The sequence below is a fragment of the Acinetobacter sp. YH16053 genome (assembly GCF_013417035.1).
Lineage (GTDB): Bacteria > Pseudomonadota > Gammaproteobacteria > Pseudomonadales > Moraxellaceae > Acinetobacter > Acinetobacter towneri.
The window spans coordinates 1-14,343 of the sequence record NZ_VPEP01000012.1; the positions used below are offsets into that span (position 1 = coordinate 1).

Annotated in this window: 11 protein-coding genes; 1 reads left to right on the forward strand and 10 read right to left on the reverse strand. The window is 42.2% G+C overall.

What is annotated here, in order from left to right; translation table 11 throughout:
- Window positions 1-121: 121 nt before the first annotated feature.
- The 4 genes from FTV43_RS16235 to tfpZ form a co-directional block, all read right to left on the reverse strand.
- The gene (locus tag FTV43_RS16235; protein ID WP_179995387.1) at window positions 122-259 is read right to left on the reverse strand and encodes a type II toxin-antitoxin system RelE/ParE family toxin; all 138 of its coding nucleotides are present in this window, start codon (window positions 257-259) and stop codon (window positions 122-124) included.
- Complete coding sequence (locus FTV43_RS09860; protein WP_019836164.1) at window positions 252-494, reverse strand: type II toxin-antitoxin system ParD family antitoxin; 243 nt, start codon at window positions 492-494, stop codon at window positions 252-254. Before FTV43_RS09860 ends, FTV43_RS16235 begins: the two co-directional genes overlap by 8 nt.
- 275 nt (window positions 495-769) lie before the next feature.
- Window positions 770-2,401, reverse strand: coding sequence for a PglL family O-oligosaccharyltransferase (locus FTV43_RS09865; RefSeq protein WP_179995388.1), 1,632 nt, complete (start codon window positions 2,399-2,401; stop codon window positions 770-772).
- A 90-nt stretch (window positions 2,402-2,491) separates the two neighbouring features.
- Window positions 2,492-3,244 (reverse strand): TfpX/TfpZ family type IV pilin accessory protein, encoded by a 753-nt coding sequence (gene tfpZ / locus FTV43_RS09870; RefSeq protein WP_179995389.1) that lies wholly within the window; start codon window positions 3,242-3,244, stop codon window positions 2,492-2,494.
- A 39-nt stretch (window positions 3,245-3,283) separates the two neighbouring features.
- On the opposite strand from tfpZ, the gene FTV43_RS09875 reads away from it, so the two are divergent.
- Window positions 3,284-4,696, forward strand: a complete 1,413-nt coding sequence (locus FTV43_RS09875) for an O-antigen ligase (protein ID WP_179995390.1) — start codon at window positions 3,284-3,286, stop codon at window positions 4,694-4,696.
- 47 nt (window positions 4,697-4,743) lie between these two features.
- Here FTV43_RS09875 and FTV43_RS09880 read toward each other — a convergent pair whose 3' ends face one another.
- From FTV43_RS09880 to gltB, 6 genes are all read right to left on the reverse strand, one after another.
- Complete coding sequence (locus FTV43_RS09880; RefSeq protein WP_179995391.1) at window positions 4,744-5,166, reverse strand: pilin; 423 nt, start codon at window positions 5,164-5,166, stop codon at window positions 4,744-4,746.
- Window positions 5,167-5,692: 526 nt separating this feature from the next.
- Window positions 5,693-6,253: a TPM domain-containing protein gene (locus tag FTV43_RS09885; RefSeq protein ID WP_179995392.1), complete on the reverse strand. Its 561-nt coding sequence runs from the start codon at window positions 6,251-6,253 to the stop codon at window positions 5,693-5,695.
- Window positions 6,247-7,365: a YgcG family protein gene (locus tag FTV43_RS09890; RefSeq protein WP_179995393.1), complete on the reverse strand. Its 1,119-nt coding sequence runs from the start codon at window positions 7,363-7,365 to the stop codon at window positions 6,247-6,249. The genes FTV43_RS09885 and FTV43_RS09890 overlap by 7 nt, the downstream gene beginning before the upstream one ends.
- A gap of 19 nt (window positions 7,366-7,384) precedes the next feature.
- Entirely contained in the window at window positions 7,385-7,975 is a 591-nt protein-coding gene (locus FTV43_RS09895; protein WP_019836149.1) for a LemA family protein, read from the reverse strand.
- Between the two features lie 291 nt (window positions 7,976-8,266).
- Window positions 8,267-9,688 carry an FAD-dependent oxidoreductase gene (locus FTV43_RS09900; protein ID WP_179995394.1) on the reverse strand — a complete coding sequence of 474 codons (1,422 nt, stop codon included), beginning with the start codon at window positions 9,686-9,688 and terminating at the stop codon, window positions 8,267-8,269.
- 91 nt (window positions 9,689-9,779) lie between these two features.
- The gene (gene gltB, locus FTV43_RS09905; protein ID WP_179995395.1) at window positions 9,780-14,255 is read right to left on the reverse strand and encodes a glutamate synthase large subunit; all 4,476 of its coding nucleotides are present in this window, start codon (window positions 14,253-14,255) and stop codon (window positions 9,780-9,782) included.
- Window positions 14,256-14,343: the final 88 nt, after the last annotated feature.

The window sequence follows — 14,343 nt, forward strand, 5'->3', positions numbered from 1 at the left end:
CAGCTTGCTTCAAGATACTCATGATCAAGCTGTCTGAATACTTAGATGTTTTCATAGAAAATCTCCTTAAATCAAGGTTATTCGATTTTCTACTTTTAAACTCAATTATTTTTAGGGGGGATTACCAACTCACTAACAAATGAAAGGTATTTTCCAAATGTTGCGTGTATTGGTCAGCTTGAGCTACACCAAAATTAAGTAAGGTGTATTCATAAATAGCAGTGAAGTCATCGACAGCTAAATTAGATAGTTTATACACGATGCTTCTGCTTCACTTGAGCAGCAATATCTTTTAGGCTGAGTGTACTTTCTCCACTGTTCTCACCTGCTTCAATCGCTTGCTTTAAAGCTGCAGTTTGATTTTCTTGCTGTTCCAATAATCTTAATGCAGATCGCATCACTTCACTGGTTGAACCATAACGTCCAGATTCAATCAGTTTGCTCACAAAGTCATCGAGTTGTGGGCCAATTGTTACACTTGTAGTTCTCGCCATCAGCATGCCTTATTGTGTGAATAGATCATACAATTCTAACACAACCCCCTTTATCTGAACAAAATTTCAGCATCTCTTTAAATTTTCGCACATGAAATCAATTTGATAATGAGTACCCCTCTCTTTTTAAAGAAAGGTTGGGAGAGATTTTCAACATTGAAAATTTTCACCATATTTGGCTTATATTTTTTAATCCCCCTCCTTGCGCCATATATGGCTCACCTTTTTCAAAGGGGGAAGCCACAGAAGCATATTCTTAAAATAGAATACTTAAATCAGCGCGGCTTTGCCTCATCCAATAAAGTCGCATAATCTACATTAACCTGCCACAAAGTGCTTAACAACCATAATTGCTTTTTGGCTTCTGCCTCATAACCGTTAAATGCTAATACGCGTGCATATTTCAATAAATCGTAGCGGGTTGGATAATTCAACACAATTTCATGGATATCCTGCAATTGTTCAGGCGTTTGTAGGCTATACGGATTTAAACGAATCCACTCAATGCGGCGGTTAAATTCTTCGAGTACAAAAATACGCTCTTGATGGGTGATTCTTTCAGGCGTTTGTTCATAACGTACCGACTGATTCAATTTAGGCACCATCACCTCATAATCACGATAAATCAGCATCAACAACAATGCGCCAAGTACAAAAGTACTGCGTAAATAAATTGCAGATAAAGTGAAGTTTTTAAACACCCGTTGTGACTGAACCATGCCGATAATAAAACCTACAGGCAACAAGAAGTAGGCATAGTTTTGTGGAAATTCCAGCATGGCATGTACACTAAATGCACCGAGCATTAAAATTCCCACAACCGATTCCACCGATTGGGTATATTTATGCAACTGGTAGCCCCAATAACCCAGATACGCCAAAAATGGCACGCCCAGTATCACACCATTCCAGAGTAAAAAGTCTAAAATGAAATTGTGTGCGCTGCGAATCCACACAGGACCTTGTACAAATTCGCTAATCGTGACATACGCCACACTGGTTTGATGCCAACCATAGCCCCACCACGGTTGATGTTCAATCGCAGCGAGCATTTGCTGCCAAATGGCCAAGCGCGACATATCACCTGTGGCGCGCTGTACCACATCACGAGATTGCACCGAAAGGTCTGCACTTTGTGAGAGCAATTGACTAAAAGCAGGTGCGATAAAAATTAACCCGATAAATGCGGCAAACCACAGCAAGCTATAGCGCCATTTAATCCGCATCACGCCACGGTATTGTTGATAGCTCAAATAGATCAAGAGACACAGCGACGCCAACCATGACGTTCGCGATTGACTCAGTACCACACCGACTAAAATCATGGCAGCTGCAATCACAATCCACACGGTTTTAAGTTTTTGTTTTTCGTATAAATATAGGCATGCCATGAGTGACATCACCAAAAAGGTCGCCATATTATTTGGTTGGGCGAAGTTGGCATAAGGGCGTTGTCCAATTTTAATATCCACCATCATTGGCAGGTATTGATCGAGTGTGAGCCACTGGCAAATCGCCATGAATGCGGTCATACTTCCCACGCCGAGTAGCACATAACTAAAGCCTGTAAAGATGCGTTCACGTTCAATGCTGTTTTGAGTGAGGTTATAGCCAAAAATAATTGACAACCAAAAACTGAAGATATACACGCTGCTGAGCAAGGCTTTGTCAAAGAAGTAGACTAAGCCAAGGCCCCACTGAATGAGTGGAACACTGCACAGTGCCAGTAAGGGCAGACTGATTTTTGGTATCTGCAATTTTTCTTTGAATAGGCAAGTGGCAAGCGCAAACAGAGCAAAAAATGCGTAGAGTTCACCTGTATAAGTCACCCACGGGCGGTAGTGAATGGGCAATAGCCATGCAAGGGAGATGAGGATGGCGGCGATGAGCGCGAGCGTGAATTTCATGGAAATATCAGGCAGTGAGAGTCTGGCACATGATAAACAAAAAGCAGATTAATGAGTAATCTGCCTTTGATAAGAAATTTAAAAGATCGACTAGTTCCAAGGACGTAAATCTACTATTACAAAATCATTTTCTGTATTCCCCACTAAAACAACCATATCTACTTCTTTTGCTTTTAATGGTAACCAATGCTTACGTGGTGAATAGCGCTCTAGTACTGCATCAACGCTAGCTTTAGCATTATATTGATATAAGTCTTGTAGTGGATAAGACGATTTTAAAATTTCTGGGAAGACCTGTTTAATTTCCACATAATTTTCAGGCTTTTGGGCTAATGATATACCTGAAAACACCTCATCCATGATTTGTGCTTCTTTCTCATGAGCATCGTTTGAAAGTGTTGCCGCTACAAATCTCGGTTTTGACCAATAATGACTACTCAAAAACTCCTGTGATGTATTTTGACTTGTATAGATAATTTCATTTTTCTGAATCAATTCAAACTTATTGCCATTAAATACAATCCATACAGGTTTGGCTAAAGCTAAACTGCTTACACCAAAAGCCAAGGCAATTACCTGAATAAAACCAATAACAGCCAAGTCCATTTTCAAGGTTTTTTTATTTTTTTTATACACAATAAATGTCAATAATGGCCCTAGTATCACGTCAATAAGAATCATTAACATTAAAATTTTACTTGCTTCAACAGCCTGCAAAATAGGACCCGGATACCATATAAAATAAATAAAACTTATAATTAGACTTAAAACCAAGAAAGATAATGCAAAATGCACTGCAAATGCTTTGAACTTTTCTTTTACAATTTGCTTTATATCTTTCATATAATTCCCCTATACAGAAAGGCTCAGAAGGATCTCTCAATGTTCCATATTATAAACAAATCGTTGCTTTTTTTAATTGCCCTTTTCTGTTTTATTGCATTTTCAAGCTTAAGTGCGTATTGGGTTAAAGCGCCTTATGATGCGTGGCGAATCTACGAAATTTTATTATTATTAACAACTAATATTCTAGGCATTCATCTACTCCATAAAGAATACTATCAAATATTTGAAGAAAAAATAAGGAAGACCATATTTCTACTTATTACATTATTAGTAACTTTAGTACTCATTTCCGCTTGGCAAGCAGATTACTCTCCTCGTGCTTATGCAGATGCCTCTTTATATTTTTTACTCATGAGCGCTTGCCTCATTTATGCCAATCTCTTTAAATACTACAAAAAATTTGCAGAAAATATGCTTGCATGCGTAGCAATTCTACCCATACTAACACTTATTTTTTTACCCATTGCGATTTTTGATCGATTACAAGGTGGCATTGGTAGCTGGACACAATCTTTTACCAATATCCGCATGCTTGATGATGCTCTACTACCCTGCGTATTTCTACTCTGGCTTCGTATTGGATTTTTGAAAGTATCTGTTCAACTCTCAAAACTCAAGCAATGGCTACTTACTGTTTCAGTCTATAGTGTTTCAACTATTTACTTATTGAATTTTCTATTTCATGGCGCAAGAGCATGCTTACTTGCAGTCATCATTGGTCTTATACTGAGTTTTATTTATCATAAAAAAAGCAAGAAATTTGATTTTAAGCTCCCTGTTTTATCAGGTCTCACTGCACTTAGCCTGTATACCATCTATCATCAAATTTTACCGAGTTCAATCGGATCTGCTTTAGCAAGAACTAGTAGCTCGGGTCGAATTGATTTATGGTTAAAGGCATTCAATACTTGGCTTGAGAATCCAATTTTAGGGGTGGGAGGTAATCATTTTCTTTTGCAGCAACCTTATACCATCATTGCTCACCCACATAATATTTGGCTAAAATTTTTAAGCGAATGGGGACTTTCTGTATTTCTCCTGACAGGACTCATCATTGCACTCTGCATAAATATAAAGCAAGAAATATCTCAGATCCCTCCGCTACTATTGGCAGGTACAATTGCTATTTTAATCAATTCAATGTTATCTGGTAGTTTGCTTTACCCAGTCAGCCAAATCACAAGTTTATGCGTCTTGTCATATACTCTAAGTTTTTGTCTTCGTCCAAATACTGCACCTTTAAATATAAATTCAATGAAATATCTATGGATGTTTTTAATCGTTCTATTTTCTAGCATTCTTTTGATCGTACATGGACAAGATATTATCTGTAAAGACTGTATTAGTATAGATTGGGAAGGTGCACCTGCATTTTGGGATTCAGGACGCCCATTACATTTAGAACCCTATGTTCCACAAAACTTAGGCAAACCGACCAACAAATATTAAGCCATAAAAAAGAGAGCCCAGGCTCTCTTTTTTAACTCAAATTCAAATTATGAACATGAACCTGGTTTATATTTAGCATCTAAAGTTGTACCTGTTAGAGTACAAGACCATGAACCATCAGCTGAACGACCTAAGTTAATGACTGCACCAGTTACTTTTGGTGAGCCTTTTAATGAACAAGTGATAGCATTCGTAGCTGCACCAGATGTAGGAGCATTTACACCAACTGTACAGCGGTCACTATTTTTAATACCAACACCTGCCACTGTAAATGCACTAGCAGCAGCACCTTCATTTACAAGAACTTCGTATTGAGTTTTAGCAGGTGAAATTTCAGCTAAACCAGATGTCGCTTGTGATTTTGCAATATAATCTTGATATGCAGGAATCGCAATCGCAGCCAAAATACCAATAATCGCTACAACGATCATCAATTCAATTAGGGTAAAACCTTTTTGCATGGTATTCATAAACATTCTCCACAAATGTTTGTTAATTTAATTATAAGCTTTGTAAGCAATTTTATACTTAGCACTAAACGTGCCAACTTTTATTATAAACAATTCTCACAAAAAAACAGCACCTTACATATAAAAAATTTAGAACTTTTAATTTGACTGTGTATTTTTGTTAAAAAGTGACAAATATTGTCAATTTCAAATTATAAATTTAACAAATTTTGTCATTCTTTTGCGAATTACATCACATTTTTACATTTTGAAAATAAATTCATCACATATATATTTGTATTTTTGATCTAAATTTCAGCAAATTTAACTTATGTGCAGTGCTTATCTTTTGTATTGATGAGACATCCCCTTTTTGAAAAAGTAAGGCACATGTAGTGAAAGCTACCCATGTTTAAAAAATCTCTCCTAGCCTCACTTTAAAAAAGGGAGAAACCCTCATTGCATTTCCTTTCTTGCGCACAAACTTAAAGCCGTGCTTAAATTTGTGCTCAGGAAGGAATTAAAAAAAGAAAAATACCAACAACCCTCATCCCAAAATAATCGGTGCATTGCCCAATTCATTTTGCTGATCTAGCAGCTGGCGGTCATAAAACACATCCAAAATTTCACCAATTTCTTTCACACCTGTGATTACCGCTTGCCGATACTGCTGCTGTGCCAAACCCTGCACAATATGCGCACAGACTTCATCCCATACCTGTTGCGTGGTCGCGGTTTTAATGCCACGGTCTATCACAATTTCCACCTTGCGCTCACACAAATTCAGGTACAGTAAAACCCCGCTGTTCAATTCAGTATCCCAAACACCCAATTCTGCAAATAATTGGCGTGCACGGGTATGCGTATCTATCGCATACGCCAACCGCGACGGTAAACAACCTTCAATCACCACCTGAATTTCACCTACATGCCCATGCTCGGCAGCCGTCACCGCTTCTGCAATGGCATGTTGATCCTGCGCATTAAAAAAACGTTTGGTGGCAGGTAAATAAAAGTAATGCTTCAGCCAACGCTTTACACTCGGACGGGCTGCAATGTCCATTTTCGGTTGAGTAATAATTTCTGTTGTATCTGTTGTGGTTACCATGATCCTGATGCTCCTCCCCCACCAAAGCCACCACCGCCGCCGCTATAGCCACCGCCACCAAAACCGCCGCCGCCAAAACCACCGCCACCATGTCCGCCGCCACGCCCTGCAGAGGACAAGAAAATTTGGAAAATGGTCTGTGCAATGGCAGTAATGAGTAAAAAGAAAATCCCCGCGCCAATCATTAAACTGGTGATTAAGCCTGCACCGTTGACCAAACCTGCCACTGTTCCTGCTACGGCAGCAGTTGAAGCACTTAAGCGTTTTCCGACAATCAGTGAGCCAATTACCCCCGCAATTAAAATAAATAAAGCAGTGCTCAAGGTTTTTTCACGCGCCTGTTGTTCTTGCAAGGCTTGTTCCTGACGCTGTTTCAGTTCTTGCGCTGCCTGTGCCGCAACTTCGGGGTCTAAGTTTAAAATCCGTTCAATTTCTGCCAAGCCAGCATCTATGCCTTGTGCATATTGCGCTTGCTTAAAATATGGCGTAATGCGTTGGTTAATAATCCGACTGACCACAATATCGGGCAGCACGCCCTCTAAACCATAACCTGTTAAAATTTGAATACGGCGGTCATTGACTGCAATTGCCATCAACACACCATTGTCTTGCTTGGCAGAACCAAGCTTCCATTGTTCTGCGACCCGCATGGCAAAATCAAAAATATCTTCCTGCCCTGTGGTCGGTACAATCACCACCCCAATTTGTGCTTTGGCTTGTTGATGTACATTTAAAATCCGCTGGCTGATTTGCTGTTTTTCTGCAGCAGTGAGCAAATTGGCTTGATCGACTACGGGCTGATTCAAGGTCGGCAAAGCACGTATAGATTCACCTTCTGCCATATCATGGGCAATTTTCGGTTGCTGAACAGGTGATCCTACAGGTGCTTGCTGAGTGCTCGATGTAGACTGGCGTGAATTTGTAAGATCAGGAATAGGGTTTGCACTTTGAGGATGCTGTTGCTGCACAATTTTACCCAGCACCACAGCTTCGGCAGTTTCATCGGTTGCTGTAGCAACTTCACTATATGCCAAGCAACTGAAACACATAACTGCCATGAGCAGCAGCATCTGCGCTAGACTCATGTGGGTCTTGCTGTGTAATTGCAGCATCCAGACATCCTCCTAGGCGTTATTCAAACGAAACTTTCGGTGCTGTTTGTGCGCTTTGTTCGGCACTGAAGTTTGGTTTGGTGTCCATGCCAATCACTTTTGCGGTCATCACTTGCGGGAATTGACGTGCATAGCTGTTAAAGTCTTGCACTGTGCTGATGTAACGGTTACGCGCCACGGCAATACGGTTTTCTGTGCCTTCTAGTTGTACTTGTAAATCACGGAATTGCTCATTGGCTTTTAAGTCTGGATAATTTTCAGACACCGCAATTAAACGTGATAAGGCACTGGTCATTTGCGCCTGTGCTTCTTGATATTTCTGGAATAACGCAGGGTCTTCCAATACCGACTTATCCACTTTTAAGCCTGCGACATTGGCACGTGCCTGAGTGACTTCAGTCAAGACTTGTTCTTCATGTTTGGCATAGCCTTTAACCACATTCACCAAGTTTGGCACTAAATCGGCACGGCGTTGATATTGGTTTTGGACTTCTGACCAAGATGCTGTTACGGCTTCATCTTTCACTTGTAAGGTGTTATAGCCACAGCCGCTTAATGTCAAAGTACTGGTTAAAGCCACCGCGAGCATGGTTTTTTTTGTGAAATTCATAAATTAACCTCTAAATTTTCTTTGTATTTGTATGAAATGATTTCATTCTAACGTGAAATTCTGACCTGTTTGTGTATTTTGTTTAATCGAGCGAATCACCAAACTGTTTACATCAAACAATAACCTTGTACAGCAGATTGAATTGATATTGAAGTTTCAGCTCTTAAACCTTATATGAATCAGAGATGGCAATATATTCTACAAGAAGATGAGCTGGATAAAACATCCAATAAAAAAGGACTGAATTCCTTAAAACTCAGCCCTTTCAAGATCTAAGCAAAACAAACTCGTTTAGATCTCTAAATAATCTAAAATACCTTCTGCCGCCTGACGACCTTCCCAAATTGCAGTCACGACCAAATCAGAACCACGCACCATATCGCCCCCTGCAAAAATTTTCGGGTTAGACGTTTGGAACTTAAATGTTTGCTGTTCTGCTGCCACTACACGACCTGAACCGTCTACTCCAACATTGGCAGTGCTAAACCAGTCTGCTGGGCTGGCACGGAAACCAAAAGCAAGTAACACTGCATCGGCAGGTAAAACTTCTTCTGAACCTGGTACAGGCTCTGGGCTGCGACGGCCACGGCTATCAGGCTCACCCAATTGAGTCGTTACAACTTTGACACCTGTAACCTTGCCATTTTCACCTACAATTTCAATGGGTTGACGGTTGAATAAGAAGTTCACTCCTTCTTCACGGGCGTTGGTCACTTCACGACGTGAACCTGGCATATTGGCTTCATCACGACGGTAAGCACAGGTCACTTCTTGCGCACCTTGACGAATAGAAGTACGGTTACAGTCCATGGCAGTATCCCCACCACCCAGTACAATCACTTTTTTGCCTTCAACACTGATGTATTCTGCAGGGTCTTTTTCCCAGCCTTGGCAACGGTTGACATTGGCAATCAAGAAATCCAGCGCATCATAAACACCATCTAAATCTTCACCAGCAAATCCACCTTTCATATAGGTATAAGTGCCCATGCCCATGAACACGGCATCGTAATCTGCAAGCAATTGTTCAATCGTGATATCTGTACCAATTTCGGTATTTAAACGGAATTCAACCCCCATGCCAGAAAAAATTTCTCGGCGGCGTCTCATCACGTCTTTTTCCATTTTAAATTCTGGAATACCAAAGGTCAGCAAACCGCCAATTTCAGGGCGTTTGTCAAAGACCACTGGTTTGACGCCATTACGCACCAAGATATCGGCACAGCCCAAACCTGCAGGGCCTGCGCCAATAATGGCCACTTTTTTATCGGTCCATTTCACATGCGACATATCTGGACGCCAACCCAAGGCAAAAGCAGTATCGTTAATGTACTTTTCGGCATTGCCAATGGTCACTGCACCAAAACCATCATTTAAGGTACATGCGCCTTCACACAAACGGTCTTGTGGACAAACCCGTCCACAAACTTCAGGCAAAGTATTGGTTTGATGACACAATTCTGCCGCCTGAAAAACACGACCTTCCGAAATTAGTTTAAGCCAGTTCGGAATGTAGTTATGCACAGGGCATTTCCATTCACAGTACGGGTTACCACAGCCCAAACAACGATGGGTCTGATTGGCCGCCACTTCTGCAGTAAACGGTTTATAAATTTCCACAAACTCATTTTTGCGGACATCGAGATCTTTTTTCTCTGGATCTTGGCGTGCTACATCCAGAAATTGAAAGTCATTATGTAGGCGTTCTGCCATGTCTTTCTCCGTAGGTGGATGTGGATAACGCGACATTTACACTGGGTATAAGTCTAAAGTTATCCACATCTGCCGAATGCTGAGTCGTGGATTATTGTGGATCTGCTTGGGTAGTTTTTAACAAAGTCTGCAAGTTTGCAGCTTTTGGTTTCACCAGCCAGAATTTACGGCTATAGAAATCAAACTCATGGCGGATTTTGTATGCCCACGCACTGCCTGTTTCTTTAATATGTTCATCTAAAATACGGCACAAGAACTCTTTATGTTCTTCCATCGATTCAGTTGAGATACGGTTCAATTCAATGAGTTCATGGTTGTAATGGTCAACGAAGTCATTATCTAAATCGAGTACATAAGCAAAACCACCGGTCATACCTGCACCGAAGTTATGACCCACTTTGCCCAATACAGTCACAATACCGCCTGTCATGTATTCACAGCAATGGTCGCCTGCTCCTTCAATCACAGCGAAAGCACCTGAGTTACGCACCGCAAAACGCTCACCTGCAGTACCCGCAGCAAATAATTTACCACCAGTTGCACCATATAGGCAGGTATTACCAATAATGGCCGTATTCTGCGTTTGGAATGGCGAACCTTTTGGTGGGAAGATGGAAATACGTCCACCCGCCATGCCTTTACCAACGTAGTCATTGGCATCGCCTTCAAGTTTGATATGCAAACCACCTGCATTCCAAACACCTAAAGATTGCCCTGCAGTACCTGTAAGATTCACTTTGACAGGATAATGTTCCATGCTCAAGTTACCATAACGACGGGCAATTTCACCTGAAATACGTGCACCAATAGAACGGTCACAGTTGCTCACGTTAAAGTAATACTCGCCGCCCGTACCTGCTTCAATTGCAGGCAACATCTCTGCAATCATTTTTTCAGCCAAGACACCTTTGTCAAATGGTGCATTGCCTTCAACCTGACAGTATTGCGCTTTGCCTTCTGCCGCAGGATGCGATTCCAACAAGGCACTTAAATCAAGATGCGCATGTTTTTCAGTTTCACCTGGTAAAATTTCCAGTAAGTCGGTACGACCAATCAAGTCTTTTAAGCTCGCCACACCCAATGCTGCTAACCATTCACGAGTTTCTTCAGCAATAAATGTGAAGAAGTTGATCAGCATTTGTGGTTCACCAATATAGTGTTCCTGACGCAAATGATCTTGCTGCGTTGCTACCCCTGTTGCACAGTTATTTAAGTGACAGATACGCAAGTATTTACAACCTAAGGCAATCATTGGCGTTGAACCAAAACCGAAGCTTTCCGCACCTAAAATTGCCGCTTTCACCACATCTAAACCAGTTTTTAAGCCACCATCGGTTTGCACACGGACTTTGCCACGCAAGTCATTCACACGCAGTGCCTGATGCGCCTCGCTTAAACCCAACTCCCACGGTGAACCTGCATGGTGAATAGAGGACAGTGGCGATGCTGCGGTACCGCCATCATAACCCGAGATGGTAATGAAGTCGGCATAGGCTTTAGCGACACCTGCTGCAATGGTACCCACACCCGGTTCAGACACCAGTTTGACCGATACCATGGCTTGCGGATTGACTTGCTTTAAATCGAAAATCAATTGTGACAAGTCTTCAATCGAATAAATATCGTGGTGCGGTGGTGGTGAAATCAAAGTTACACCTGGCACAGAGTAACGTAAACGGGCAATCAAGCCATTCACTTTACCACCCGGTAACTGACCACCCTCGCCTGGTTTTGCACCCTGTGCCACTTTAATCTGCAACACTTCTGCAGAGGTTAAGTAAGCAGGTGTGACCCCAAAACGTCCCGAAGCAATCTGTTTGATTTTCGAGTTACGAATCGTGCCATAACGCGCAGGGTCTTCACCGCCCTCACCTGAGTTTGAACGCCCACCAATAGTGTTCATGGCAATCGCAATCGCTTCATGCGCTTCTGGTGACAACGCACCCAAAGACATGCCCGCAGAGTCGAATCGCGGTAAAATTTGTTCAACCGATTCCACTTGATCTAAGGCAATGGAATTGTCTGTTTTTAACTTGAATAGATCACGAATGGTTGCGATTGGGCGATTATTCACGATTTCTGCATATTCTTTAAAATCTGCATAATTGCCTGAACGCACCGCTTTGTGTAAGGCATTGATCACATCTGGGTTAAAGGCATGGTATTCCTTGCCAAATACAAATTTCAGCAGACCGCCCTGATCAATTGGCTTACGCGATTTCCATGCAGTATCTGCCAATTTTTTCTGATCATTTTCCAGATCGGCAAAAGTTGCACCCTGAATACGACTCGGTACACCAATAAAGCAAGTATTCACCACTTCGGCAGATAAGCCGACTGCCTCAAACAACTGACCACCACGGTAAGATGCGACAGTTGAAATCCCCATTTTGGATAAGACTTTGAGCAAGCCTTTTTCAATGCCTTTGCGGAAATTGCTTTGCGCATAAACTGGATCGCCCAATAACTCGCCTTTGGCAATCAAATCATTGATCACATCATAAGCCAAATATGGATACACCGCAGTTGCACCAAAACCGAGCAATACTGCAAATTGGTGCGGATCGCGGGCAAAGCCTGTTTCCACAATAATGTTGGCATCGGTACGTAAACCGACTTGTATTAAGTAGTGATGCACCGCACCAGTCGCCATGACCGCATTGGCAGGCAAGTAACCTTCACGGATTTTTTTATCGGTGAGTACCAATAAAGTTTTACCCTCACGCACCGCTTGTGCAGCAGTTCTGCAAATCCGTTGAATCGCAGCTTGCAAACCTTCATTTTCGGCATAGTTCAGGTCGATGTCGGCAATTTCATAGCCTTTACGACCCAAAGTGCGAATTTGGTGCATTTTGGAATTGGTCAACACAGGACTTGAAATAATCAAGCGGTCGGCATGTTCTGGGCCTTGCTCAAATACGTTTTGTTCACGCCCCAAACAGGTTTCCAAAGACATCACGATCGATTCACGCAATGGGTCAATCGGTGGATTGGTCACCTGCGCAAACTGCTGACGGAAATAATCCGACACATGGCGTACCTGGCGCGACAATACTGCCATTGGCGTATCATCACCCATGGAACCAACGGCTTCCTGACCACTTTCTGCGATTGGACGCAATAATTGATCACGCTCTTCAAAGGTCACCATAAACATTTTTTGTGCAGCTTTTAAGGCATCACCTTTTAAACCCTGATCACACAAATATTCTTCAAGCTCTGGGCTACCTTGTAAACGGATTGAATTTTCACGTAACCATTCACGATAAGGACGCATTCTTTTCAGATGGTTATTTACATCCTGCGTATCGAGCACTTTGCCAGTAAAGGTATCCACCACCAAAATTTGACCAGGACCAACACGTCCTTTAGAAATTACATCTTCAGGCTCATAACCCCACACCCCAATTTCAGAGGCCAAAGTAATGTAGCCATTTTTGGTGATCACCCAACGTGCAGGACGTAAGCCATTACGGTCTAACATACAGATGGCATGACGACCATCCTGAATCACCAAACCTGCAGGGCCATCCCACGCTTCCATGTGTTTAGAGTTAAATTCATAGAAAGCGCGTAAATCGGCATCAATGGTTTCGACGTTCTGCCATGCAGGCGGAACTAACATGCGCAAGGCGCGGAATAAATCCATTCCGCCACCCACCAGAATTTCCAGCATGTTGTCCAAGCTAGATGAGTCTGAACCTGTACGGTTTACAATTGGCGTAAGCTCAGTCAAACCCGGTAATAATGGATTTTCAAATTTAGGGGTACGTGCCATTGCCCAGTTACGGTTGGCGGTAATGGTGTTGATTTCACCATTGTGTGCTAAATAACGGAACGGCTGTGCCAACGGCCAACGTGGCAAAGTGTTGGTCGAGAAGCGCTGATGGAACACCACAATATGTGATGCCAGACGTTCATCGGCAAGGTCGGTATAAAAGTCTGCAATCGCTGCAGGCATCATCAAACCTTTATAGCTGATCACGGTTGAGCATAGCGTGGTCACATAAAAATATGGATCGGCAGTCAATTGCTGCTCGGCACGACGGCGCGCCAAAAATAGTTTGCGGTTAAATTCAACTTCAGTCACACCCAATGGGCAATTGACAATAATTTGCTCAAAAGCAGGCAAAGACTGCATGGCGATTTCGCCCAATGCCTCATTATTGGTTGGCACCACACGCCAAGCCAATACTTTACAGCCTTCTGCTTCAATTTCTTTGGTCAGGATATTTTTTGCATGCGCCGCTAAGGCAGGGTCGAGGTTCAGAAATACTGTACCCACTGCAAAAATTTCGCTCAGAGTAATATCACTTAAGCGTTTTGCTTCTTCGCGGAAAAATTGCTTTGGCATCGCCAACAGCAAACCACATCCATCGCCCGTTTTACCGTCTGCGGCAATACCACCACGGTGGGTCATGCAACTTAAACTATGAATGGCAGTCTTGACGAGATCATGGCTTGCATCACCCTGCATATGGGCAATTAAACCGAAACCACAGTTATCTTTAAACTCATCCGGTTGGTATAAACCTTGAGCGGGAGCTACAGTATTAGGCGATGGCATGTGCATAGCGTACCCTTCTTTTACTTGCCCAATTGGGCCAATTAAACAATCTGTTTTTGCGATTTAACTCAATTTACAACTCTAAACA

Bases quoted from the DNA above. Each gene is read 5' to 3' on its own strand.
- tfpZ (WP_179995389.1), bottom strand. From the start codon at position 3,244: ATGAAAGATATAAAGCAAATTGTAAAAGAAAAGTTCAAAGCATTTGCA.
- FTV43_RS09890 (WP_179995393.1), bottom strand. From the start codon at position 7,365: ATGCTGCAATTACACAGCAAGACCCACATGAGTCTAGCGCAGATGCTG.
- FTV43_RS09865 (WP_179995388.1), bottom strand. From the start codon at position 2,401: ATGAAATTCACGCTCGCGCTCATCGCCGCCATCCTCATCTCCCTTGCA.
- FTV43_RS09860 (WP_019836164.1), bottom strand. From the start codon at position 494: ATGGCGAGAACTACAAGTGTAACAATTGGCCCACAACTCGATGACTTT.
- FTV43_RS09875 (WP_179995390.1), top strand. From the start codon at position 3,284: ATGTTCCATATTATAAACAAATCGTTGCTTTTTTTAATTGCCCTTTTC.
- gltB (WP_179995395.1), bottom strand. From the start codon at position 14,255: ATGCCATCGCCTAATACTGTAGCTCCCGCTCAAGGTTTATACCAACCG.
- FTV43_RS09885 (WP_179995392.1), bottom strand. From the start codon at position 6,253: ATGGTAACCACAACAGATACAACAGAAATTATTACTCAACCGAAAATG.
- FTV43_RS09880 (WP_179995391.1), bottom strand. From the start codon at position 5,166: ATGAATACCATGCAAAAAGGTTTTACCCTAATTGAATTGATGATCGTT.
- FTV43_RS09895 (WP_019836149.1), bottom strand. From the start codon at position 7,975: ATGAATTTCACAAAAAAAACCATGCTCGCGGTGGCTTTAACCAGTACT.
- FTV43_RS09900 (WP_179995394.1), bottom strand. From the start codon at position 9,688: ATGGCAGAACGCCTACATAATGACTTTCAATTTCTGGATGTAGCACGC.